A 21,900-nucleotide genomic window follows, 5' to 3' on the forward strand; every position below is an offset into this window, starting at 1 on the left:
CTGGCCTGGCAATGCCTGTTGCTGTCATCGTTATCCAGCCGCTAGTACCGTCAGGGCCTTGCTGACATTGCTGCGCAGGTGGGCGGGGTTGAGGGTGCCGATAATCACCGAGCTGACGCCGGGCTGGGCAAAGATCAGCTCAAAGCTGGCCTGTACCGGGTCATTATAGGCATCACTGAGGTGGCCGGAAGCCAGGGCCTTTTTAATCAAGATGCCTTTACCGTGCGCGGCGGCATAGTCGATCACCGCCAGCTCATCCTGCTGATTCAAATTGAGGGTGACCATGGCACAGTCGCTTTGTTGTAGTGCCAGTAAGCCGCCCGCCACGGTTTTGCTGGAGATGCCGGTGGCGCGCAGTTTACCCTGTTGCTTCAGCTCATTGAGTACCTCTAAGGCACCATAGCGTTCGATGTTCGCCACATCATTGCCATCGGAGTGCAGCAGCATGATGTCGATCACCTCGGTCTGTAGTCGTTGCAGGGAGCGCTCCACCGAGTGGCGGATATGTTCGGGGGTGTAGCAGTACTGTGATTGGCCCTCGCTAAACTCTTCCCCCACCTTGGAGCAGATCAGCCAGCGCTGGCGCTGACCGCGCAGTAGCTGACCGAGGCGCTCTTCGCTACTGCCATAGGCGGGAGCGGTATCGAGCAGATTGATGCCCAGCTCCTGGGCCAGCGCCAACAGATTGGCGGCCTCTTGATCGCTGGGAAGGGCAAAGCCCTGGGGATACTTCACCCCCTGATTACGGCCAAACTTGACCGTCCCCAGTCCAAGGGGAGAGACCTGCATGCCGGTTTGGGCAAAGGGACGTAGCGGCATCATAGCAGTTGCTCCCAAATCGGTTGGCTGATGGCCGGTTGGGGCAGTTCGCTGGGCAGCTCATAGCACGCTAGCCCGGCGGGAGGCGCCAGCATCGGCAGCACCTGATCACTGAGGTTGGGGGCCAGCGCCAGCTTGGTTGGCCAGCAGAGGATAAAGTCGCCGAGATCTTCCGCATAGGCGCTGTCTGGTCGGCTGAGGCTATTCTGTTTGGGTTCGGCACGGTTAATCCGCAGGGTGGCCCAGTCTGCCTGGCCCAGGTCGACCCAGGGCAGCAGCTGTTGCAAGCTGTGTTTGGCATGGGCGATCTGCTCGGCTTCGCTGCGTTCGACGCCGGATTCCGCCACCTCACCGCCGATATACCACACCTGACTGCCATCGCTGTGGGGGTGGCTGGTGATGGTGGCCAGCGGCTTGCTGCTGGCACCAATGCAGTGGGCAAAGAGGCTGTCCGGGTAGCGGTGTTTGACCATCACCATATGCAGGGGGCGGCGTTGCATCGGCGTCTTTAAACCCAGATGCTGCTGCAGCGCCTCGCTGCCTTCCCCGGCACAGAGTACCTGGCGGCGGGCACGAATCTGCAGGCTGTATTCCGGCCAGTACCAGTGGTCGCCCTGCCAGCGCAGTGTTTCCCCGGCACAGCCTTGCAGCTGTTTACCCGCAACCTGTAAGCAGGCCAGCACCGAGGGCACATCCAGCACCAGCTCATTGAGGCGATAGCAGTTGCCCTTAAACTGCGGATGCTGGAACAGTGGCGGCAGGGGGGCATCGTTATTGACCCGTCCGCGCAGGGCCTTGCTGGCAAAGAAGGAGGTCAGCTTGCTGCTGAGGCTGGCGGTGGACCAAAGATAGTGGGCATCGCTGAGCAGTCTGGCCTGGCGCAGGTCAATCTCATCCTCACCGGCCAGGGCGGCCTGCCAGCGGGCCGGCATCTCGCCGATGGCGTTGGCGGCGGGAGTCAGCATGCCATTGAGGGCGTACTTGGTGCCGCCATGAATAATGCCCTGGGAGCAGACACTCTGTTTGCCGCCGAGGTTGGCGGCCTCTAACAGCAGGGTTTGATAACCGCGCTGCTCAAGACGTCGTTGTAACCAGAGGCCGGCAATGCCGCCGCCAATAATGAGTACATCGACTTCAATCCGCTTCATAGGTAATCCTGTTTATCTAAGCCGTATTTGCGCATCTTATCGGTCAGGGTTTTACGCGGCAGTCCCAGCGCTTCCATGGTGTCTTTAATGGAGCCGTCGTGGCGGCTCAGTTCGGCATGGATCAGCATTTTCTCAAAGCGTTCCACCTGCTCCGGCAGACTGGCCGGCTGACCGGGGCTGTCTTCGGTAATCAGGCGGTCAAACTCGAACACACAGGCTTCACCGAGCAGCACATAGCGTTCCGCCAGGTTGCGCAGTTCGCGCACATTGCCGGGCCAGTGATGGGTGAGCAGGCTGTGGATACGGCTGGCGGACAGGGGCAGCACTTCACGTTGATAGTGGGCCGAGGCCACCAGAGCAAAGTGGTGGAACAGCAGGGGGATGTCTTCCCGCCGTTCGCGCAGGGGCGGAATCATCACCTCGACGATATTCAGCCGGTAATAGAGGTCTTTACGGAATTCGCCGCTTTCCGCCAGGGTGAGCAAATCCACCTTGGTGGCGGCAATGATGCGGATATCCAGCGGCACCAACTCATTCGAGCCCAGGCGCTCCAAGGCCCGTTCCTCCAACACCCGCAGCAGCTTGATTTGCAGGTTCATCGGCATCGACTCAATTTCATCAAGGAACAGGGTGCCGCCGTTGGCATGTTCGAACTTGCCGATGCGTCTTTGCTTGGCATCGGTAAAGGCGCCGCGCTCATGGCCGAACAGTTCGGACTCCATGATGCTCTCTGCCACCGCGCCACAGTTGATGGCGACAAAATTGTGCTGGTGGCGTGGGCTGTTCTCATGGATGTAACGGGCCACCAGTTCTTTGCCGGTGCCGGTTTCGCCGTGCAGCAGCACGTCGGCGGAAGTCGGCGCGATCTGGCTGATCAGTCGGCGCATATGCTGGATGCTGGGGGCTTTGCCGAGAATACGGGGGCCCAGGGTGGAGTGGGTGGCCAGTTCCTGGCGCAACTGGCGGTTTTCCAGGGTGAGGCTGCGCTTTTCCACCGCCCGTTTGATCACATCTAACAGCAAATCAGCGGGAAAGGGTTTTTCGATAAAGTCGTAGGCGCCATCGCGCATGGCATTGACCGCCATGGAGATATCGCCATGACCGGTAATCAGAATTACTGGCAGATCCGGGTCGAGCTGGCGCACCTGTTGCTGCAGGCTCAAGCCATCCAGCCCCGGCATATTGATGTCGGTGACAATCACCCCTGGCCAGTCTTGATCCAGCAGTTCAAGTGCCTGCTCGGCCCGCTCCAGGCAATGCACCTGATAGCCTGCCAGCTCCAGGGTTTGGCTGGCAGCAAGGCGAATGTGTTGTTCGTCGTCGATAAAGATAATCGGGCGTGGCGCGCTCATGCTTTGAATCCGGCCGGGAATGCCTGGGCATGATAGCAAAATGTGCTGCGGAGGGGATCAGGCTATAGAGGCCCCCGCACCTTGGCGGGGGCCTGTCACAGCTTAGAAGGGTAACTGCAGGCTAAGATTGACGCGGGTGTCGTCGCGTTGATCGTGGGCCAGATAGTGGTTGAGACTGAGGTTCAGCTTACCCAGTTGACCCACCTGGGTTTGAGCACCCAGGACCAGCAGGGCATAGCTGTCATCCTCGGCTGCCACCGGCAGGCGATAACTGTAGTTGCCCAGCCCAGCTTGCTGCTCGCGGGCCTGGTTTTGTAGCTCATGCTGCCAGCGCAGGCTGGCATAGGGTTGCCAGGAGGCGCCCTGGTATTGAGCTTGCCAACCCAGGCTGGCTAGGCTGGAGCGCAGTTTTTGTGCGCCATAGCTGATGGCGGTGGAGCTGCCTTCAGCATCGCTTTCTTTGAAAGCATCGATATTAATCGATTGAAAGCTCAGGCCCGCCAGTGGCCCATGTTGCCAGGCGCCCTGCTGGAAGTGATAGGCCAGTTGCAGATCCAGGCCGAACTGGCTGCCTGCGGTATTGCCATCAATACTGCGCTTGGCCTGCCCCAGACTAACCTGACGGCGGGAGTCCTGATCCAGGCTACCAACATTAAGGCTGCCCTGTACCTGCCAGGGTCCATGTTGCCAGGCGCTGTAAGCACTTAGGCTGAGATCGCTCTGGCTGAAGCTGCCATTTTGCCCCCAGTCACCATCACTCTGTTGGCTATGGATCGCCAGACCAAACAGGTGGGTATCACTGTAGCTGGCATCCCAGCCCAGGGTCAGGCTGTAGGGGCGGCTATCCAGGGCCAGATTATCAGCCTCATGTTTACCCAGATTGCCCTGCAACCAGAAGCGCGAATCACTGCGATCGGCTAGCCGCTGTTGGCTGTGGTTTTGCAGGCTCTGTTGCAGACTACGCTGCTGATACAGCGCCTGGTTAGCTAATTGAGCGATTTGGCCCGGGGCGGTCAGCAGGCTCTGGTAATAGTCCGCCAGAATCAGGTGGCCAGCACTGGTGGGGTGAACACCATCGGCGTACATGGAGGCTGCCGCTGCACTGGCAGTAAAGTTGACCCCCTCAGAGCACACCAGGGAGCTGGTGGTACCGCAGACGGGAAGGGTGGCATTGGTAAAGCCGTAACGTAGTGGATTGGCCGCGACTTCGTTGAGCAGGCTGAAGGTGTCGGCGGGGATAAAGTTCACCCCATTGCTGAGCAGGCTGGCATAGAGTGTATCGCCGTAGCTCTTGGACAGCGTGGTCAGGCTGGCGGCGGCACTGGCACCTAGCGATTGGCCATAGGGGGTTTTGCCGATATCGGGCAAATTGGGCACCAGAATGTAGCGCGCTCCTGCATTCTGCAGGCTTTTCAGCGCCGTGACATGGCTGCCAATGGTGCTTTGGATATAGCTGGGAATACTGGTGCTGGGCAGGGTGGCTGCCCAGAAAATGTCGTTCGCCCCACCCCAGAAGGTGTAGAGGGTATTGGCATCGGCGACGCCGCCGGTGCTGCTCAAATAACTATTGAGCTGAGTGGTCAGCGGTGGTGCACTCTGGGGGGCAGCGCTGGAGCCTACTCCAGGACTGCCGGCAATCCGCGCGCCGCCGGCGGCATAGTTAGTGCCGGCCTGATTACTGGGCAAGGCATTCAAGCCATAGCGCAGTGCCAGGTACTCTGACCATACCAAGCCTGGGTTGGTGGTGAATTTGCCACCGGCGGGGTTGGTGCCGGTCACATCGGTGTGGTTTTTGAAGTAGCCAGAGTCGGTGAGACTATCGCCAAAGAAAATGGTGTTATTAAAGCCATTGGCCTGGGCCAGGGAAGCGGCACTGACTGCAAGAGCCAGGCTGCTGAGTCGGCAAATGCGCATAGGAATCCTCGATCTTATTGTTATTCAATATCTGCACAGGTTTGAGGGCCTACCAACCCAGGGCATGCCATAGCGAATGCTATGCTGCCTTTGCATGGCGCTGGGTTGGCAAGGCTGAACAGGCATCTTTAAAAAAGCGCGGTTGCCCGGCAATGGCATAAAACGGCAGTTTTACTGACATTTATCGCCGCTTTGGCTAGGTTTTGTCGTGCGTTTGTCGCGTTGTCGATTCTGCTGTCTAGCAGCGAACTTGCTTCCTGCAACATAGCTCAGGACAATCAGAGCGCAGGATCTGGGATCAGGAGGAGCCATGTTTAGAGTGTGTCATTACCAACCGGGTAAGGAGCAGAGCCTGAGCTTTAGCGAGCAGCTACCCGGCCAGTGGCCGCCCCCTGCCGATCAGCAGGTATGGATTGATGTGGGGCTAGCCGACCAGGATGAACGCCAACTGCTGTTGCAACTGGGGATTGATCCGCTGGTGGTGGAGGATATTCAGCATCCACGTAAGCCCCCCAAGCTTGAGTATCATGCGGACTACACCTTTGTGCTGTTACGTGGCCTGGATGCGCAAACCGATAGCCGTACCCTGAAAACCATTCAGATTGCCTTTCTGATGGGGGATAACTGGCTGATTACCTGCCACCGTGGCCGCTCGCGCAGTGTTGAGGAAACCTGGCAGCAGTTGCAGGGTTATCAACAGCCCTTGCAGGCATTGCAACAGGCGCGTGCGGTGATGCAGCGTATTCAGGATCGTTATGTGCCGATGCTGATGGAGCTGGAAAGCCGCCTCGGTGAGGTGGAGGAGGATCTGGCCGAGCACGCCGATGATCGCCTGCTGACGGAGTTAACCGGTTATAAAACTCGTCTGCGTCGGCTCAAGCGCACCTTTACTTACCATGAGCGTATTTTTTCCCAATGGCGTGAGGATGTGGAGGAGGAGCTAGGTCAGACCGAGCGCAGCCTGCTGCGCCTGTACGAAACCGCTGAGCGCTTGCACAGTTTAGCCTCGCTTTATTACGACTGGGTGGGAGATCTCAGTGAGGGTTATCTTTCCCTCAGCTCCCATCGACTCAATAACATCATGAAAGTGCTCACCGTGATTACCGCAATTTTTGTGCCCCTGAGTTTCCTGGCGGGACTCTATGGGATGAACTTCGACAATATTCCGGAGCTGCACCATCCTTATGGCTACTTCATCCTGCTGGGGGTGATGGTGGCGGTGGTAACCTGCCAACTCTGGTGGTTTCGCCGTTCACGCTGGCTATAACACTGCAAAGGAGAGGCTATGAGCTGGTTAGTGCTGGGGTTAGGGCTGTTTTTTGCGATTCATCTGTTGCCGATCCTGGCACCCGCGGGGCGTGAACAGCTCCGTTTGCGTCTGGGGGCACAGGGCTATCGTGGCAGTTTTGCGCTGTTGGCGGCTATCGGCTTGGGGCTGATGATTTACGGTAAAAGTCAGGCCCCCTTTATCAACCTGTGGCTGCCGCCTCTGTGGGGGCAGCACCTCACCATGCTGTTGATGCTGTTGGCCTTGATCAGTCTGGTGACGATGTGGCTGCCCTCCAACCTTCGCCGCCTCAGTCCCCATCCGTTGCTCTGGAGTGTGACCCTGTGGGGGTTGGCGCATCTGGCCAGTAATGGTGATTTGGCCTCAGTGTTGTTGTTTGGCAGTTTTGTGCTCTATGCCCAAGTAGCTCGCCTGAGTCAGAATCGGCGCGGGGCGCAGGCCAGTGTACGGCGCTGCGGCCTCTGGCGTGAGCTGGTAGTGCTGGGAGTTGCCTGTTTGGCCTATGGCGCCTTGCTTTGGGGACATGGCTACTTTGCCGGGATTCCGCTAATTGCTTTGTCTTAAAGAGGGGTAACTATGAGCCAACCGGTGATGTTGATTACTGGCGCCAGTCGAGGCATTGGCGCAGCAACGGCGATCCTGGCCGCCCGTCAGGGTTACCGGGTGGTGATTAATTACCGTAGCCAGGCCCAGGCCGCTGCGGCGGTGCTGGCCGAGGTGCAGGCCGCGGGACAGGATGGTTGTTGTATCCAGGCCGATGTCGCGGAGGAGGAGCAGGTACTCCAGCTCTTTGCTGAACTGGATCGCCGTTATGGTCGGCTCGATGTGCTGGTCAATAATGCCGGCATCCTGGAAACCCAGATGCCGCTGCTGGAGATGAGCCTGGCCCGATGGCAGCGGGTGATGGCGGCCAATGTGTATGGCACTTTTTTATGTAGCCGTGAGGCGATCAAGCGAATGGCGCTGAGTCGTGGCGGTCAGGGTGGTGCCATTGTCAATGTCTCGTCCTTGGCAGCTCGTTTGGGCGCGCCGGGAGAGTACATTGATTATGCCGCTGCCAAGGGGGCGGTGGACACCATGACGGTTGGGTTAGCCAAGGAGTGCGCGGCTGAGAGGATTCGGGTCAACGGGGTTCGCCCTGGTTTTATCTATACCGATATCCATGCCAGTGGCGGTGAGCCAGGGCGGGTGGATCGGGTGAAGACTGCGGTACCGATGCAGCGTGGTGGTCAGCCGGAGGAGGTGGCCGAGGCCATTTTGTGGCTGGCCTCGGCCAAGGCCAGCTATACCTCCGGCAGCTTTATTGAGGTGGCCGGAGGACGCTGAGGCGCCTCGTTTACCCAGACGCCCTGTTATCCAGAGGGGAGCCGGACAGGCTCCCCTTATTATTCAGGGTGGGGAGCTATTCCGCATTGGGTTTCAGTTTAGGTGGTGGCAATAGCTGGGAGTTGTCCGCCGGTTTACGTTTTACCCGATGCTCACATTCCTGCTTGATATGCACATCCAGTTGCGGGAAGGCAATCTCCACCCCCTGCTCCCGGAACAGCTGATTAATGCGATTGTGGATCTGGTGACGGGCTGGATTACGGTGCCCCATGTCCGCCACAAAAACCCGTAATTCGAATTGCAGGGTGGAGTCGGCAAACTGCAGGAAGAATACCTCTGGCTCGGGGGTGGCAAGCACCAGTTGGCACTCCTTGGCGGCTTGTAGAATCAGGCGTTCTGCCAGGGCAGTATCAGAGCCATAGGCCACACCGATGGTGATCACCACTCGGGTAGTGGAATCGGACAGGGTCCAATTGACTAACTGTTGGGTAATAAAGGTTTTGTTAGGAACGATGATCTCCATTCGATCCCAATCGACGATGGTCGTGGCCCGGGTTTTGATTTTGGTGACGGTGCCGGTCAAACCGTTGATGGTGACGGTGTCGCCGATGCGGATGGGCTTCTCGAAGAGCAGAATCAAACCCGAGATAAAGTTGGCAAAAATCTCCTGCAGGCCAAAGCCTAACCCCACACCGAGGGCGGCCACCAGCCACTGTAGTTTCGACCAGTCAAAGCCGATGATGGCAAAGGCCACCAGTACCCCCACCACGATCAGGCAGTATTTGAGCATGGTGGTCAGGGCATAGCCGGAGCCGGGAGAGAGTTGAATCCGTTGCAGCACCAGTATTTCCAAGAGGCCGGGCAGGTTGCGCACCGCTACTACCGTGAGTAGCAGGGTGAGCAGGCTAAATAGCAGGGCCTTCAGGGTGACGGGCTGAATCTGATCCACGCCCTGGATGCTGACGCTGGTTTCCCACAGGGTGATTTGATCAAGAAAGTTAAGGGAGGTGAACAGGTCTCCCCACAGTCCCCACAGGGTAAGTAACAGTCCCAGGCCACTAAAGAGTCTGAGTACCTTGCGTGACTGTTCACTGATGGTTTGCAGATCAATCAGGTTTTCGTCGGTGGGCTCCAGTGCCGCTTCGTTACTGCTGGGCAGGTTGGCGCTTTCTTTATCTTTGGCCCGTTGGGCGAGGATTTCCGCACGTTTGGCTTTGGCGCGGGCAAAGGCCAGGCGACGTTCTTCCAGTAGCAGCCAACGCCGTGCCAGGGCGTGCAAGCTGAGGAATATCAGCAGTGACAGCAGCGACAACTGTAATAACCATTGCAGGGTAAGGGCGCTGAAGTAATAGCCACGGGCAGCCAGTAACAGCAACAGTAGCTGGCCGCCGGCAGCAACCAGGCGCAACCCCTGGAATAAACGTAGGCGCAGGCTGTTATGGCTGTCTTGCTCTAACCACAGGGCGGGAGTCGCCAGCAGGCGCCAGTAAGCTCCCGCCAGCAGTACACACACCAGCATAAAGGCAGCACGGCCCAGGGTATTGCGCAGGGCTTCGTTATTCTGTGCCTCGGTAAAGGCAATCAGCAGTACCGCCAGCAATGAGGGCAAGACGATTCCGCGCAGGCTGCGAATCACCCGTTCTACCTGGGCTTGCGGCCAGTTAAAGTGGGATAAAAACAGACCGTTGGGGGCCGCCAGCTGGCGCAGACTGAGCCACACCCAGCCAAACAGGCTGACAATGACTAAGCCTTCGCCTAATGCCAGCGCCAAATCCAGCTCAGTTTGGGCAAGCAGCCAAGCGAGCAAAAAGCCAGCGGTTGGCAGGGGCAGGCTGGCAAATAAAGCCGTGAGCAGGACTTCCAGGCTGAGCAGAAAGTTATCCTGGGTGACTTTGCCCAGCTTGCGTTGGATACGCTCATACAGCTGCTGGGGTTGGCGGCGTCCAGGGCGATAGAGGGCAAACAGCAGGGTGAGTCCCAGTACCCCCAGCCCCAGGTTGGCCGGTTGTTCCAGAAGGGCATGGCCGATGCGTTGCCAGGGATAGGGGGCCAATAGCCACTGCAGGCTTTCGCTGGTTTCCAGCAGCCACAGGCTATACAGCGGTCGGGCCGAGGGAACCCAGAGCAGGTGCTCTTTGATTAAGCCTTCGAATTGCTCCAGACGCTGCACCAGCTGGGTGTTGGTCAGGTCGAGTTGAGCCAGCTCACGGACATAGCGCTCGGTGCCGGCCTGCAGGCGTTGCAGCAGTTGGTAGCGCAGCTCCAGCAGCTCTTTGAGGGTTTGCCGATCCTGTTCATTGAGCTCGCCAAATTCGGGACGGCTGACATAGTCTGCCAGCACTAATGCCCGGTCGCTGAGCTTGCTCAGTTGCTGCTCATAGTCGTAATGCTGTAGTTGCACCTGCGCCAGTTCACGGCTGACCTGGCTAACCGGCAGGGCACGGGGGAGGTCGCGTAGCTCGGCCCTCAGGGTTTCGCCAAAGGCCAGGCTGACTTTGAGCCATTCCAGTTGTTTTTTCAGGTCATTGAAACGCTGTTGCAGGCGTTGCGACTGTTCTTCCAAGAGTACCCGCTGCTTCTGGCTGTCATCGATCTGACTGGTGAGCAGGTTGAGTTCATCGCTCAGGCGCTGGTTATAACTAAGGGCATCTTTTAACAGCGGCGGGCTGTCTGTGGCTGCATCGGTCAGCTTGCGGTTGGCCTCGATGGTTTTCTCCGTCTCGGCCCGGCGCAGGGTGCTGATATGCTCTTGCAGGCTGGCGATACGCTTTTCCAGGTCGGCGGTTTGGCGCTCCAGCAATTGACGGCGAAGGTCCGCCAGGGTGGAACGGTTGGGGGCACTGAGTTGTTCCAGTTCCAGCATCCGCACCTGACTGCTAAGGGCATCGCGACGGGTGCTGAGCTGCCATTGCAGTGCTTCGGCGACGGGGCCGTTACTGCCTTTGCGGTTTTCTTGGCTGAGGCTGTCGAGGGTGGCATCCAGCTCGGCTTTACGCAGGCTGAGTTCTTCCCGTAACGATAGGCTGCGGCTGCCGATCAGGTTGATTTCGGTGCGTAGGGCGCTCAGCTGATTTTGCAGTTCATAGAGCTCAGCATTATGCAGGGACAGCTCCTGCTCGAGTTGTTCCAGCTTCAAGGAGCGGTAGTCTGGCAGTTCGGCGGTACGGTATTGGTTGAGCTCTTTTTGCAAGCGGCCGTTAGTCTGACTAAAGCCTTTGAGCAGGCGATCATATTCCTCGATCTGTGCCTGATACTGTTGGCGCTCCTGCACCTGTTGAATAACTTGCGAGTAGAGCTCACGCAGTTGGCGGGTCTGGACGCTGCTGTCATTGGCATCCAGCGCATCCAGTTTGCGCTGTGCCAGGGCTGCCGGATCAATAGGATCATTGGCCGCCAGAGCCAAGGGTAGCCAGAGACTAAGTAACAGAAGGGTAATGAACCTTTTCATGGGCAAACCTAGGGGGCACCTCAGTAATCCTGCTAACACCGCGAGTGCCACGCCGATGTTGCGGGAGCATCACCTGTCGCCCTTGCTTGTCGCTTAGCCGATCATGCCTAAGCGGGGGGCGGGAGCCTGGGCGCAGGGCAGTACGATACTGAATTCTGCCCCGCCAGCCGGGTGATTGCGTACGCTTAATTCGCCGCCGAGATTTTCTATGATTCGGTGGGAAATGGATAGCCCTATGCCGAGTCCTTGGCCCATGGGTTTGGAGGTAAAGAAGGGTTCAAACAGGCGCGGTAGATGTTCGCTGGGAATGCCTGGGCCCTGATCCAGAATGCGTAGGGCATAGCGTTGCTCTGCCAGGTTTTCGCCCTTGATCAGAATCCGTCCCTGCGGCAACTCTTGCATGGCTTGGGCAGCATTGGTGAGCAGATTGACTAGCACCTGTTCGAGCTGCAGCATGTCGCCCTGTACCCATTGTTGGCGACAAGCAGGATCAATACTGAGTTCGATGCGTTGTTTATCCAGCAGGCCTTGCATGATGGCCTGGGCACCTTCCAGTACCAGCTGCCATTGCACGGGTTCTGGCGTGCCGCTGGATTTACGGGCAAATACCTTGAACTGGGCAATTTGCTTGGCCATTCGTTCGGTGAGCTGACGGATGGCGCTGAGGTTAGTGTCCACCTGTTGATGTTGCCCTCGGGCCAACAGGGTTTGGGCATTGTCGGTGTAACTGCGGATAGCCGCCAGCGGCTGGTTAAGCTCATGGTTGATACCGGCGGACATCTGCCCCAACAGGGCCAGTTTGGCGGTCTGGATCAGCTCATTCTGGGTGCGCTGGTGTTCAGCGATTTCCTGCTGTAAGCGTTCGTTGGAGCGGGTAAGGTCGGCGGTGCGCTCTTCGACTCTGCTTTCCAGTTTGTCGCGGGCCTGACGCAAGGCTTCTTCATACCGTTTACGTTCGGTGATGTCGTGCACGGTGATGAGGAATTTACGTTCGTCCTGTAGATGCATGTCGCCAATCACCCACTCCATCGGGAAGGCAGTGCCATCCTGACGGCGACCACGGGTTTCCAACAGGCTGATGGGCTGGCGGGCCGGATCACGTTGCAGTTTCAGATGTTGGAGTTGTTGCCAGCACAGGCCGCGATCCTCGGGTTCAATCAGGCGGCTAAAAAATTCCCCTTTAATGGCTGCCCAGTTGTAGCCAAACAGAGATTCTGCCATGGGGTTGAAGGATTCAATCCGGCCTTCGCTATCAAGGGTAATCAAACCGGCATGGGTGTTATCAATAATGGCCTGGATACGTGCCTTGTTAAGGGCATGGGTCTGGCTGGTATGGTGGCGGAATGCTTCCCGCTCGTGGCGTATCCGCCGGCGCAGGCGGATAAATACCAGGGTGAGTACTGCCGACAGATACAAAAAGGCCACTAACAGGGCGTTATAGGCCACTTGGGCGTAGGCTGAGCTGAGCTGGGTAAAGGCAATCAGGTTAAAGTCGTATTCGGGCAGTGGGTTGCTTTGCAGCAGGTAGTCGGCCCCCTCTACACCATCCAGGGTTTTGGGATCGGCCGCTTGGCCTTCCAGTAGGGTGATCAAGCGGGTTTGCTCGCTGAGCTGACGGCCTTCCAGTACCGGTAACGGTGAAAGTTCTTGATCGCCATAGCGCAGACTCTGCATGAGCCGATCCTGATCGGAGCGACTAAGGGGAGACAGGGTTTTGAGCTGCCATTCCGGGCGGGTGCTGATGAAAATCACCCCATCCTTATCGGTCACGACAAATTCACTTTGATCTTGCTGCCACAGGCTTTCCAGCTTGGAGAAGGCCACCTTGACCACCACGATGCCGAGAATGTCGGCCCCCATATGAATGGGGTAGGAGAAAAAGTAGCCCCTCACCTTGGAGGTGGTGCCCAGAGCGTAATAGCGTCCAGGTTTACCAGCCATGGCTTGGGTAAAGTAGGGCCGGTAACTGAAGTTTTTGCCGACAAAGGAGTCATCCTCCATCCAGTTGCTGGAGGCCAGGGTGTCACCGCGGGTGTCCATCAAATAGATCACCGAAGCGCCAGCGATGTCATTGAGGGTGCGCAGGCGCTGATTGATCTGGCGCTGAATCTGTATATCGCCGGGCTGGAGCAAGGCGCGGGTGAGGTCAGGGTGAGTGGCGAGTAGCTCTGGCAGGTATTCGTATTTGGAGAGCTCGCGCTCCAGGCTGATGCGAAAGCGTTCCAATTGACTATTGCTTTGGCTCTGGAGTTCATCCATCGCACTGCGATGAGTCCAGTAAGCGGTTTGCCAGACCAGAATGACGCCCAAGGCAATCGCCACCAGTACCCCCAGGGATAACCATGTACGTCGGGAGTGAATGACAGGCAATTGCATAGCAGCTCCAACTGAAGTGGTGGGGGCGTCTGGCGTTAGTCTAACAGGCCAGGACTGTGTTGATTATTCCTTAGTCGCGCCTGACAATCGAGCCTGGCAGCAGGGAGGAGTCAAAGATGCAGGCCATATGGGGGGCGCTGGGCCCAGTTTTTATGATGGTAATGCTGGGTTGGGGATTGCGGCGTTTAGCCTTTCCGGGGCCTGAGTTTTGGCCTCTAGTGGAGCGCTTTACTTACTATCTGCTGTTTCCAGCGTTGCTGGTGCATAAATTGGCCACCGCTGATTTTAGTGCAGTGGCGGTGGCTAAGGTGGGGTTGGGGGTGCTGTTGTTGCTGGGGTTGGGCACCTTGCTGCTGTACCTGTGGCAACGCTTTCGCCCGGAACCAGGGCCAGTATTTACCTCGGTGTATCAGGGCGGTATTCGCTTTAATACCTATGTGGGGCTGGCGGCGGCAGAGCAGCTCTTTGGTGCTCAGGGCCTGGCGGTGGCGGCACTGATTATGGCGGTGATGATTCCGACGGTGAATGTGCTCTGTGTGTTGGTATTTGCCCGTTACGGCAGTCAGCAGGCACCTGGTTGGCGGCAAACGCTGCAGCAGTTGCTGCGAAACCCACTGATCCTGGCCTGTGTGCTGGGGATGTTGCTCAACGCCAGTGGCCTCGGCCTGCCCGGTTGGAGTGCAGATACATTGGCAATTCTAGGGCAGGCGGCACTGCCGCTGGGGCTGTTAGCTGTGGGGGTGGCGATTGATTTGCGTGCATTGCAGGGAGCCTCTGCGCCGCTGCTGGTTTCCAGTATTTGCAAGTTTATCGCCATGCCATTACTGGCCTGGCTGCTGGCTTGGGGGTTGCAACTGGGAGAGCTAAGCAGTCAGCTGCTGGTGGTGTTTGCTGCCTTGCCGACCGCTTCCTCGGCTTATATTTTGGCGCGTCAGCTCGGTGGAGCCGCACCCTTGATGGCTAATATCATCACCCTGCAAACCCTGGCGGCGATGCTGGCGTTGCCATTATGGCTGGCACTTTTGCTGCACTAATTCTCTACCTACGCATAGATATTGCATTGACCGGCCTGCTCTAAGCGCGGCAATAACAGCGATAGCGCAGGCCGGTATTGCGCGATCAGGTTCAAGCTAGAGCCGTCAGGGTTTGAGGTGTTGCATAATCCATTGCCATTCAAACTCACTGACCGGCTGTACCGATAAGCGGCTGCGTTTTAGCAGTGCCATCTCGCTCAGAGCTGGACAGGTTTTTAGTTGTTGCAAGCTGACCACCTTAGGCCAGCGTTCAACCAGCTCGACCTCAACCTGGAACCAGCGGGGATTATCCGGGCTGCTTTTCGGATCAAAGTAGGGGGATTCGGGTTGCCAGGCACTGGGATCCGGGTGAGCGGCACGGCAGACTCGCACCACTCCTGCAATACCGGGTACAGGGCAGCTGGAATGGTAGAAGAAAGCCAGGTCATCCAGTTGCAGTTGATCACGCAAATAATTACGCGCTTGATAGTTACGTACACCTTCCCAGCCTGTGCGCTGTTGCGGGGATTGTTGCAGGTGGTCGATGCCAAAGGTGTCGGGTTCACTCTTGAGTAACCAGTAGGCCATGACGCCTCCTTTTATTTTGTTACCGATCTTTTAATCAAGGAAGAATATGCTACTTTATGGTGCAATTTTTGTACGGCGCTCTGGGAGGAATAGCGTTGCCATGAACAGTCGGCCCGACATGCTGACCCTGCTGTTTGTCATTTTTCTGGCGGGAATCTTTATCACCAGTTATAGCCAGAGTGACCTACAACTGACTTTTTTGATCCAGCAGTTGTTTGGTACAGCGAGTTAATCTCCCCAGCTTTCTCAAACCCCGTCAGTGTACGGGGTTTTTGTTATTCTTTGCTGCCGTCTGTGGGCATGGCCTGATAAAGGCGGCTATCAGTGAGAATGGCGCTTAGCGGAATATCCCAGCTGGCCAAAGGTAAGTGTTCCACCTTTTGGCACTCATGGGCTAAACCGAGCAGGCGGGGTTTGCCCCAGTTAGGCTGGCGATTTAAAAATGCGAAGGTGCGGTCATAGTAACCGCCTCCCATACCCAGACGCCCTCCCTGTGGATCAAATGCCACCAGAGGCATGCACACCAAGTCCAGCGTCCAGGGGAGTCGGCGCCGATGTGGCTGTAACGGCGGCTCCGGAATACGGTATTGATTAAGCCGCAGACGGGTATCCTGTTGGTAAGGTAAAAACCACAGGCGGTTATGACTCAGTGGGTGCAAGACCGGCAGATAGACCTGTTTACCCTGTTGCCAGGCCAGCTCAATCAAGGGGCGGGTATCAATTTCACCATCATTACTTAAATACAGTGCCAGGTGACGACTGCGTTTAAACCAGGGATGCTGGCTAAAATGACGAACCAGAGCCTGGGCAGCATGACGCTGTTGAGCAGGGCTGAGTGCCCGTCGACGTCGACGCATTTCACGCCGCAGTTGCTGGCGTATATCGTTACTGGAAGAGGACATGAAAGAAGAGAACTCCCCGATGATGCCGTTATCCGCTTAGACCCTGAACCATAAGGTTCAGAGCGGGAGCGCCTGAAGTTCTGGAAGGCTTTCCGTCAAGCGGACATGCACAGAAGAACTCACGAGACACCCCCTGGCAAAGGTGATTATCGGCTCAAGGGATTTAGCAGATGTATCGAACACCCCAGGGAGCTTGAGCCGATTATACACCTCTGAAGGCAGATGTCAGGACTTGACATTAGCCCGATCTAAACCGCATGACTTAGTCTTCGTCGTGGTTTAGCACCTGCTCCAGTTTGGAGGTTAGCTCCCGTGCCTGGCGATCCACCTGTTCAGAATCGCGTTGCAATTGCAGTAATTCGTGGGCGAGATTGAGCGCGGTCATCACGGCGATACGCTCCAGCCCGTAAACTTTGCCACTGTGTTTGACCTGACGCATGCGTTGGTCGAGTAAACGGGCGGAGGCGATCAGCTCATCGCGTTGCTCTTCGGGGCAGTTGATCAAAAACTCTTTGTCCAGAATCTGGACATTAACGGTAGTAGTCAAAGGGCGACTCATAGATTGGGCTCCAGACCCTCAAGGCGTTGCAGCAATTGCTGCAGGCGTTGACGGGCGAGTTGGTCTTGCTCTTGCCAGTATAGCTGTTGTTGTTGCCAAGCTTGAGCCTGACGCCGTAACTGCTGGTTTTCCTCCTGTAAAGCGCGGTAGCGTTGCATGAGGTTGTCGAGGCGCTCGGCCAAGGTATCCAGTTCGCGGTGATGCATGGTAAGCACTAACTAAGTGGCTGCGGTTTCCTGCCCAAGGGGGCGGGTAGTATGATAATGGAGCCCTATGCAATTTGCATGAGTCTCAACTCAGGTTCTGCTAATGTCTTCACCTACACATCAATTGCCCAATTTCGACGCCTTGAGCGATCTATTTATCAAGCTCGGCGCCCTGGGCTCCCCCTCCGAACTCCACGGCATGCTCTGTGGATACCTCACTGCTGGCACCCGTTGGCCGCTGGACGAGTGGCTGCAACAGGCCGCCCGTATGCTCGATATCGAGCCCCAGCAGGGTCATGACAGCAAAACTCTATTGTCGCAGCTGTATGAGGCGACCCTGGCGCAGCTACAGGATGGCATGTTTGATTTTAGTTTAGTGTTGCCCGATGAAAGCTATAGCCTAGATGAACGTGCGCAATCCTTAGGGGGGTGGTGCTATGGCTATCTCAATGGCTTTGGCCTGGGGGGTGGCAGCTTAACGGATAAAACCTCGGCGGATGTCAAAGAGTCGTTGGAGGATTTCAGCCGTTTCTCTCAGCTCAGTGAAGTTCAGTTGGATGAGCAGGACGCTGACGAGGCCGACTTTACCGAGGTCTATGAGTATGTACGGGTTGCCACGGTGATGATTTTTATGGAGTTTAATGCCGTTCAGGCTGAGCAAACACCGCCCACCATTCACTAATTGAGTACAGGCGAGTCTATGCAAACACTGGCTTTTAGCGAATATGGCGAACGTCGCGCACGTCTGCTGGCGGCCTTGGGAGAGGATGGGGTCGCCCTGATTCCGGCGGCTGAGCCGAGCCTGCGTAACCGTGATGTGGATTTTTATTTTCGTCAGGATAGCGATTTTTATTATCTGACCGGCTTTGCCGAGCCCTATGCCTGGCTGGTGCTGCTACCGGGACGGCAGGAAGGCCAGGTGGTGATGTTCTGCCAGCCACGGGATAAAGAGCGAGAAATCTGGGACGGCTATCGTGCCGGCCCTGAAGGCTGCATGGAGCGCTTCGGTGCAGACCAAGCTTTTAACCTGGACCAGTTGGATAGCCAGCTGCCGCAGTTGCTTGCTAATCGTCAGCGCCTGTATGTGGACTTGGGGCAGCAGCCTGAGCGGGATAAACGGGTGCTGAGCTGGTTACAGCAAACGGCGGCCTTGGCCCGACAGGGGATGACGGCTCCGCAGCAGATCCAGTCACTCGCCTCCATCCTGCATGAGATGCGCCTGTTTAAGAGCGCGGCGGAGATCGAGATGATGCGTGCTGCCGGCCAGTTGTCGGCGCTGGGCCATCGCGCCGCGATGCAGCAATGTCGTCCAGGGATGTGGGAATATCAGCTCGAAGCAGCAATCAACCATGTCTTTATGCAGCATGGCAGTCGTTGGCCTGCCTATAACGCCATTGTCGGTGGGGGGGCGAATGCCTGTGTGCTGCACTACAACGACAACAACCGCCCTCTGCAGGAGGGGGATTTGGTGCTGATCGATGCCGGTTGTGAGCTGGATTACTATGCCGGTGACATTACCCGTACCTTCCCAGTTAATGGCCGTTTCAGTGCTGAGCAGCGGGCACTCTATGAGGTGGTGCTGCATGCCCAGCGGGCCTGTATTGAATTGGTTCGCCCCGGCACGCCCTGGGATCAGGTGCATGAAGCCTCCACCCGCTTACTGACCGAAGGCCTGTTGGCCCTGGGGCTGCTGCAAGGTGAGCTGAATGAGCTGGTCGAGACCGGCGCCTATAAGCGTTTTTACATGCACCGCATCGGTCATTGGTTGGGCATGGATGTACACGATGTGGGTAGTTATCGTCAGGCTAATGGTGCTTGGCGTGAGCTGGCAGCGGGGATGGTGATGACGGTCGAGCCGGGGCTGTATATTGCGCCGGACGATGAAAGTGTGGCGCCGCGCTGGCGTGGTCTGGGGATTCGTATTGAAGATGATGTGCTGGTCACGGCTGAGGGGCCAGAAGTGCTCACCGCCGCAGTACCCACCGCTATTGATGAGATTGAAGCCCTGATGCAGGGAGGCTGAGATGGACTATGACCTGGTAATCGTCGGTGGTGGCCTGGTAGGGGCCAGTTTAGCCGTTGCTTTGCTACCGGCGAGCCAGCGTTTTGGTTGGCGGATGGCGGTGGTGGAGCCCTTTCCACTACCGGCCCAGGCTGCCCCTGACTTTCAGCCCAGCTTTGATGCCCGGGGCACCGCTTTCTCCTATGGTACCCGTTTGCTCTATGAGGAGATGGGGGTGTGGCAGGCGCTGTCCAGTCAAGCGGAGCCGATTCGGCATATTCATGTGTCTGATCAAGGCCGCTACGGTGCGACTCGCCTGCATGCGGATGAAGAGGGGGTGCCGGCGCTGGGCTACGTGGTGGAGAATCACTGGGTCGGCCAAGTGTTACTGACTCACCTGCAGCAGCATGGCGGTGAGCAACTGCATTGGTATTGTCCCGCCCAGGTTGAACACCTGCAGGCATTGGCTGGCGGCATGCAGGTACAGCTGCAGGATGGTCAGCAGCTGCGTGCCCGTTTAGTGATTTTGGCAGATGGCGGGCGCTCGCAATTAAGTGAACGTCTGGGTTTGGAATATCAGGAAAGTCCCTATCATCAGCATGCCCTGGTGACCACGCTGGCCAGCCGCCAGCCTCATCAGGGTTGGGCATTTGAACGCTTTACTGGCGAAGGTCCCCTGGCATTGCTGCCATTACCGGCCTATCAGGGCCAGTCCCGTTCGGCCTTGGTTTGGACCACACCGGAAGAGCTGATTGATGAGCGCATGGGTTGGGATGATCAGTACTTCTGTCAGCAAGTCCAACAGGTGTTTGGTCAGCGTCTGGGACGCTTTACCCAGGCCGGTGAGCGCTATCACTATCCGTTGAAACTGCGCTTGGCGAAGGAGCAGGTGCGTCCTCATCTGGTGGTGTTGGGCAATGCGGCCCATGCGCTGCATCCCATCGCCGGACAAGGCTATAACCTGGCGTTAAGAGGGGTGATGGCCCTGGCTGAACAATTGATCCACAGTCATCTGCAGGGTCAGGAATTGGGACAGCTCAGTAGCTTGCAGGCCTATTTGGCCAGCCGTCAGCAGGATCAATGGCAGACCATTGCCTTCAGTGACAAGGTGATGAAGTTGTTTTCCAATACTCACCCGGCGTTGGGATTGGCACGGGATTTAGGCCTGGTTGGTCTTAATCTGTGTAGCCCGGCCCGTCATCAATTAGCCAGGGCGGCGATGGGCTTGCAGAGTCCATTGGTGAACCTGGGGCTGCCACAATGAGGCTCAGTCGATGAAAAATGAGAAGGTGGCGGAGTTTGACCTGATTGTGGTGGGGGCCGGTATGGTCGGCGCCGCAGCCGCCTTGGGTGCTGCCCGTCAGGGGTGGCAGGTCGCCTTAGTCGATCCTCAGCCTCTGGTGTTGCAGGAGCCTGTACTGACGGAACAGGTCGATGACTATGATCTGCGAGTCAGCGCCCTCACCGAGTCGAGTCGGCAGTTGTTGGAGCACTTGGGGGTATGGGGGGCAATGCAGGGCTGGCGGGTTTGCCCTTATCGCCATATGCGGGTATGGGACGGTGAAGGCACCGGTGCGATTGAATTCAATGCCAGTGAGTTGCAGCGCCCTAACCTGGGACACATTGTTGAGAATAGAGTGACCCAGCAGGCACTATGGCAGGCCATTTTGCAGGCTGGAATCGCACATTTTGCCGGTAAGGTGACGGCCTTGACGGGAGTGCAGGCGGGCCAGCGTCAGTTGCAACTGGACACGGGTGTCAGTCTGCAGGCACGACTCATCGTTGGCGCCGATGGTGCTTTGTCCAGTGTGCGGCGCTTGGTGGGGATTCCCTTACTGGAGCGTGATTATGGTCACCATGCACTGGTGGCCAGCATTGCGCTGCAGCAGAGCCATGACTATGCCGCCTGGCAGCGCTTTATGCCGACCGGGCCCTTGGCTATTCTGCCCTTTGCTCATCCCCAGCACGCCTCCATCGTTTGGTCGACATTACCCGAGCAGGCGGATGCCTTGCTGGCGCTGTCTGCTGGGGCGTTTGCTACGGAGCTGACCCAGGCGTTAGAAGGACGTTTGGGCCAGGTGCAGGCGGTTAGTCAGCGCATGGCGGTGCCACTACGGATGCGTCATGCCCAGTATTACTGGCGCGATGGCGTGGTGCTGTTAGGGGATGCCGCACACACGATTCATCCTTTGGCGGGGCAGGGGGTAAACCTTGGTTTTAAAGATGTGATGGCACTGTTGGAATGCCTGGCGTACGCCTGGCAGCGCCAACTTAATCCTGGTATGGCGAGGATCCTGGCGCGTTACCAGCGCCAGCGCAAACTGGATAACTGGTTGGTGCAGGGGGCAATGGGTGCTTTTAAGCAGGTCTTTGCCAGTCGCCACCCCCTGTTGACCCTGGGGCGCAACCTTGGCCTTTCCACAGTGAATGATCTACCTTTGCTAAAACAGCAGCTCGCGGCCCAGGCGATGGGCCTGCATTAAGTGAATACATTGAGGAGACGTTGTAAATGAGCCAGATTCCCAGTGAGCTCAAGTATGTCAGTACCCACGAGTGGATACGTCTTGAAGATGATGGCAGTGTGACCATCGGTATTACTGATCATGCCCAACAGTTACTGGGGGATGTGGTCTATGTCGAGTTGCCGGAAGTGGAAACCACCTTTAACGCCGGTGATGATGCGGGTGTGGTGGAGTCGGTCAAGGCCGCCTCTGATCTTTATGCGCCCCTGTCTGGTGAGGTGTTGGAAGTGAATGAAGCTCTGGCCGATACGCCGGAGATGGTTAACCAGGATCCTTACGGACAGGGCTGGTTTTTCCGCATGCGTCCCTCTGACCCCGATGAGTTGTTAGAGCTGCTCGATGCCGATGCCTATGCGGAGCTGTGTGAGGAGGAAAGCGCATAAGCGCTTGGCTATCCGTATAGCCTGTGAATAAAAATGGCGGCCCTGAGCCGCCAT

The 21,900-nt window shown here is 57.3% G+C and carries 20 protein-coding genes and 1 other RNA gene; 10 read left to right on the plus strand and 11 right to left on the minus strand.

What is annotated here, in order from left to right:
• Nucleotides 1-30: 30 nt before the first annotated feature.
• From Q334_RS0106815 to Q334_RS0106830, 4 genes are all read right to left on the minus strand, one after another.
• On the minus strand, nucleotides 31-819 hold the full coding sequence (locus tag Q334_RS0106815; protein WP_376836921.1) for an aldo/keto reductase: 789 nt from the start codon (nucleotides 817-819) through the stop codon (nucleotides 31-33).
• Nucleotides 819-1,967: an FAD-dependent oxidoreductase gene (locus tag Q334_RS0106820; RefSeq protein ID WP_027312551.1), complete on the minus strand. Its 1,149-nt coding sequence runs from the start codon at nucleotides 1,965-1,967 to the stop codon at nucleotides 819-821. Before Q334_RS0106820 ends, Q334_RS0106815 begins: the two co-directional genes overlap by 1 nt.
• On the minus strand, nucleotides 1,964-3,319 hold the full coding sequence (locus Q334_RS0106825) for a sigma-54-dependent transcriptional regulator (RefSeq protein ID WP_027312552.1): 1,356 nt from the start codon (nucleotides 3,317-3,319) through the stop codon (nucleotides 1,964-1,966). Before Q334_RS0106825 ends, Q334_RS0106820 begins: the two co-directional genes overlap by 4 nt.
• 102 nt (nucleotides 3,320-3,421) lie before the next feature.
• Nucleotides 3,422-5,233: an autotransporter domain-containing protein gene (locus Q334_RS0106830; protein ID WP_027312553.1), complete on the minus strand. Its 1,812-nt coding sequence runs from the start codon at nucleotides 5,231-5,233 to the stop codon at nucleotides 3,422-3,424.
• A 310-nt stretch (nucleotides 5,234-5,543) separates the two neighbouring features.
• Here Q334_RS0106830 and Q334_RS0106840 point away from each other — a divergent pair, with 310 nt between their 5' ends.
• The 3 genes from Q334_RS0106840 to Q334_RS0106850 are packed head-to-tail and all read left to right on the plus strand — an operon-like array spanning nucleotide 5,544 to nucleotide 7,847.
• A complete protein-coding gene (locus tag Q334_RS0106840; protein WP_027312554.1) occupies nucleotides 5,544-6,500 on the plus strand; it encodes a magnesium transporter CorA family protein in 957 nt (318 codons plus the stop codon).
• 18 nt (nucleotides 6,501-6,518) lie between these two features.
• Nucleotides 6,519-7,085, plus strand: a complete 567-nt coding sequence (locus Q334_RS0106845) for an NnrU family protein (RefSeq protein ID WP_027312555.1) — start codon at nucleotides 6,519-6,521, stop codon at nucleotides 7,083-7,085.
• Between the two features lie 12 nt (nucleotides 7,086-7,097).
• The gene (locus tag Q334_RS0106850; RefSeq protein ID WP_027312556.1) at nucleotides 7,098-7,847 is read left to right on the plus strand and encodes an SDR family oxidoreductase; all 750 of its coding nucleotides are present in this window, start codon (nucleotides 7,098-7,100) and stop codon (nucleotides 7,845-7,847) included.
• Nucleotides 7,848-7,923: 76 nt separating this feature from the next.
• Here the strand turns inward: Q334_RS0106850 and Q334_RS0106855 are convergent, their stop codons facing one another.
• Both Q334_RS0106855 and Q334_RS0106860 read right to left on the minus strand, forming a co-directional pair.
• Nucleotides 7,924-11,295 carry a mechanosensitive ion channel domain-containing protein gene (locus Q334_RS0106855; RefSeq protein WP_027312557.1) on the minus strand — a complete coding sequence of 1,124 codons (3,372 nt, stop codon included), beginning with the start codon at nucleotides 11,293-11,295 and terminating at the stop codon, nucleotides 7,924-7,926.
• A 93-nt stretch (nucleotides 11,296-11,388) separates the two neighbouring features.
• A complete protein-coding gene (locus tag Q334_RS0106860) occupies nucleotides 11,389-13,671 on the minus strand; it encodes an ATP-binding protein (protein ID WP_027312558.1) in 2,283 nt (760 codons plus the stop codon).
• 116 nt (nucleotides 13,672-13,787) lie between these two features.
• Between Q334_RS0106860 and Q334_RS0106865 the strand changes: the two genes are divergently transcribed.
• On the plus strand, nucleotides 13,788-14,705 hold the full coding sequence (locus Q334_RS0106865) for an AEC family transporter (protein ID WP_027312559.1): 918 nt from the start codon (nucleotides 13,788-13,790) through the stop codon (nucleotides 14,703-14,705).
• A gap of 105 nt (nucleotides 14,706-14,810) precedes the next feature.
• Here the strand turns inward: Q334_RS0106865 and Q334_RS0106870 are convergent, their stop codons facing one another.
• Entirely contained in the window at nucleotides 14,811-15,272 is a 462-nt protein-coding gene (locus Q334_RS0106870; protein ID WP_027312560.1) for an EVE domain-containing protein, read from the minus strand.
• Nucleotides 15,273-15,372: 100 nt separating this feature from the next.
• Here Q334_RS0106870 and Q334_RS20605 point away from each other — a divergent pair, with 100 nt between their 5' ends.
• Entirely contained in the window at nucleotides 15,373-15,504 is a 132-nt protein-coding gene (locus tag Q334_RS20605; protein WP_281172998.1) for a hypothetical protein, read from the plus strand.
• Nucleotides 15,505-15,547: 43 nt separating this feature from the next.
• Here the strand turns inward: Q334_RS20605 and Q334_RS0106880 are convergent, their stop codons facing one another.
• The 4 genes from Q334_RS0106880 to Q334_RS0106890 all read right to left on the minus strand — a co-directional run bounded on the left by Q334_RS0106880 (nucleotide 15,548) and on the right by Q334_RS0106890 (nucleotide 16,939).
• Nucleotides 15,548-16,174 carry a 5-formyltetrahydrofolate cyclo-ligase gene (locus tag Q334_RS0106880; protein ID WP_027312561.1) on the minus strand — a complete coding sequence of 209 codons (627 nt, stop codon included), beginning with the start codon at nucleotides 16,172-16,174 and terminating at the stop codon, nucleotides 15,548-15,550.
• A 9-nt stretch (nucleotides 16,175-16,183) separates the two neighbouring features.
• A non-coding RNA gene (gene ssrS, locus Q334_RS20260) (6S RNA) lies at nucleotides 16,184-16,368 on the minus strand.
• Between the two features lie 68 nt (nucleotides 16,369-16,436).
• A complete protein-coding gene (locus tag Q334_RS0106885) occupies nucleotides 16,437-16,733 on the minus strand; it encodes a cell division protein ZapA (RefSeq protein WP_027312562.1) in 297 nt (98 codons plus the stop codon).
• Entirely contained in the window at nucleotides 16,730-16,939 is a 210-nt protein-coding gene (locus Q334_RS0106890; RefSeq protein WP_027312563.1) for a hypothetical protein, read from the minus strand. The genes Q334_RS0106885 and Q334_RS0106890 overlap by 4 nt, the downstream gene beginning before the upstream one ends.
• Nucleotides 16,940-17,042: 103 nt before the next feature.
• Here Q334_RS0106890 and Q334_RS0106895 point away from each other — a divergent pair, with 103 nt between their 5' ends.
• The 5 genes from Q334_RS0106895 to gcvH are packed head-to-tail and all read left to right on the plus strand — an operon-like array spanning nucleotide 17,043 to nucleotide 21,846.
• On the plus strand, nucleotides 17,043-17,621 hold the full coding sequence (locus Q334_RS0106895) for a UPF0149 family protein (RefSeq protein WP_035461034.1): 579 nt from the start codon (nucleotides 17,043-17,045) through the stop codon (nucleotides 17,619-17,621).
• A gap of 18 nt (nucleotides 17,622-17,639) precedes the next feature.
• The gene (pepP, locus tag Q334_RS0106900) at nucleotides 17,640-18,962 is read left to right on the plus strand and encodes a Xaa-Pro aminopeptidase (protein WP_027312565.1); all 1,323 of its coding nucleotides are present in this window, start codon (nucleotides 17,640-17,642) and stop codon (nucleotides 18,960-18,962) included.
• A 1-nt stretch (nucleotide 18,963) separates the two neighbouring features.
• Nucleotides 18,964-20,205: a 2-octaprenyl-6-methoxyphenyl hydroxylase gene (ubiH, locus tag Q334_RS0106905; protein WP_027312566.1), complete on the plus strand. Its 1,242-nt coding sequence runs from the start codon at nucleotides 18,964-18,966 to the stop codon at nucleotides 20,203-20,205.
• 10 nt (nucleotides 20,206-20,215) lie between these two features.
• Nucleotides 20,216-21,424 (plus strand): UbiH/UbiF/VisC/COQ6 family ubiquinone biosynthesis hydroxylase, encoded by a 1,209-nt coding sequence (locus Q334_RS0106910; protein ID WP_027312567.1) that lies wholly within the window; start codon nucleotides 20,216-20,218, stop codon nucleotides 21,422-21,424.
• A gap of 26 nt (nucleotides 21,425-21,450) precedes the next feature.
• A complete protein-coding gene (gcvH, locus tag Q334_RS0106915) occupies nucleotides 21,451-21,846 on the plus strand; it encodes a glycine cleavage system protein GcvH (protein WP_027312568.1) in 396 nt (131 codons plus the stop codon).
• Nucleotides 21,847-21,900 lie beyond the last annotated feature (54 nt).

Origin of the sequence: Balneatrix alpica DSM 16621 (assembly GCF_000619885.1) — a bacterium.
Taxonomy (GTDB): domain Bacteria; phylum Pseudomonadota; class Gammaproteobacteria; order Pseudomonadales; family Balneatricaceae; genus Balneatrix; species Balneatrix alpica.

Coding starts and splice junctions, on each gene's coding strand:
- Q334_RS0106865 (WP_027312559.1), top strand. CDS start 13,788: ATGCAGGCCATATGGGGGGCGCTGGGCCCAGTTTTTATGATGGTAATG.
- Q334_RS0106890 (WP_027312563.1), bottom strand. CDS start 16,939: ATGCATCACCGCGAACTGGATACCTTGGCCGAGCGCCTCGACAACCTC.
- Q334_RS0106845 (WP_027312555.1), top strand. CDS start 6,519: ATGAGCTGGTTAGTGCTGGGGTTAGGGCTGTTTTTTGCGATTCATCTG.
- Q334_RS0106880 (WP_027312561.1), bottom strand. CDS start 16,174: ATGTCCTCTTCCAGTAACGATATACGCCAGCAACTGCGGCGTGAAATG.
- Q334_RS0106850 (WP_027312556.1), top strand. CDS start 7,098: ATGAGCCAACCGGTGATGTTGATTACTGGCGCCAGTCGAGGCATTGGC.
- Q334_RS0106825 (WP_027312552.1), bottom strand. CDS start 3,319: ATGAGCGCGCCACGCCCGATTATCTTTATCGACGACGAACAACACATT.
- Q334_RS0106815 (WP_376836921.1), bottom strand. CDS start 819: ATGCCGCTACGTCCCTTTGCCCAAACCGGCATGCAGGTCTCTCCCCTT.
- Q334_RS0106895 (WP_035461034.1), top strand. CDS start 17,043: ATGTCTTCACCTACACATCAATTGCCCAATTTCGACGCCTTGAGCGAT.
- Q334_RS0106820 (WP_027312551.1), bottom strand. CDS start 1,967: ATGAAGCGGATTGAAGTCGATGTACTCATTATTGGCGGCGGCATTGCC.
- Q334_RS0106870 (WP_027312560.1), bottom strand. CDS start 15,272: ATGGCCTACTGGTTACTCAAGAGTGAACCCGACACCTTTGGCATCGAC.
- gcvH (WP_027312568.1), top strand. CDS start 21,451: ATGAGCCAGATTCCCAGTGAGCTCAAGTATGTCAGTACCCACGAGTGG.
- Q334_RS0106885 (WP_027312562.1), bottom strand. CDS start 16,733: ATGAGTCGCCCTTTGACTACTACCGTTAATGTCCAGATTCTGGACAAA.
- ubiH (WP_027312566.1), top strand. CDS start 18,964: ATGGACTATGACCTGGTAATCGTCGGTGGTGGCCTGGTAGGGGCCAGT.
- Q334_RS0106860 (WP_027312558.1), bottom strand. CDS start 13,671: ATGCAATTGCCTGTCATTCACTCCCGACGTACATGGTTATCCCTGGGG.
- Q334_RS0106830 (WP_027312553.1), bottom strand. CDS start 5,233: ATGCGCATTTGCCGACTCAGCAGCCTGGCTCTTGCAGTCAGTGCCGCT.
- pepP (WP_027312565.1), top strand. CDS start 17,640: ATGCAAACACTGGCTTTTAGCGAATATGGCGAACGTCGCGCACGTCTG.
- Q334_RS0106855 (WP_027312557.1), bottom strand. CDS start 11,295: ATGAAAAGGTTCATTACCCTTCTGTTACTTAGTCTCTGGCTACCCTTG.
- Q334_RS0106840 (WP_027312554.1), top strand. CDS start 5,544: ATGTTTAGAGTGTGTCATTACCAACCGGGTAAGGAGCAGAGCCTGAGC.
- Q334_RS0106910 (WP_027312567.1), top strand. CDS start 20,216: ATGAAAAATGAGAAGGTGGCGGAGTTTGACCTGATTGTGGTGGGGGCC.
- Q334_RS20605 (WP_281172998.1), top strand. CDS start 15,373: ATGAACAGTCGGCCCGACATGCTGACCCTGCTGTTTGTCATTTTTCTG.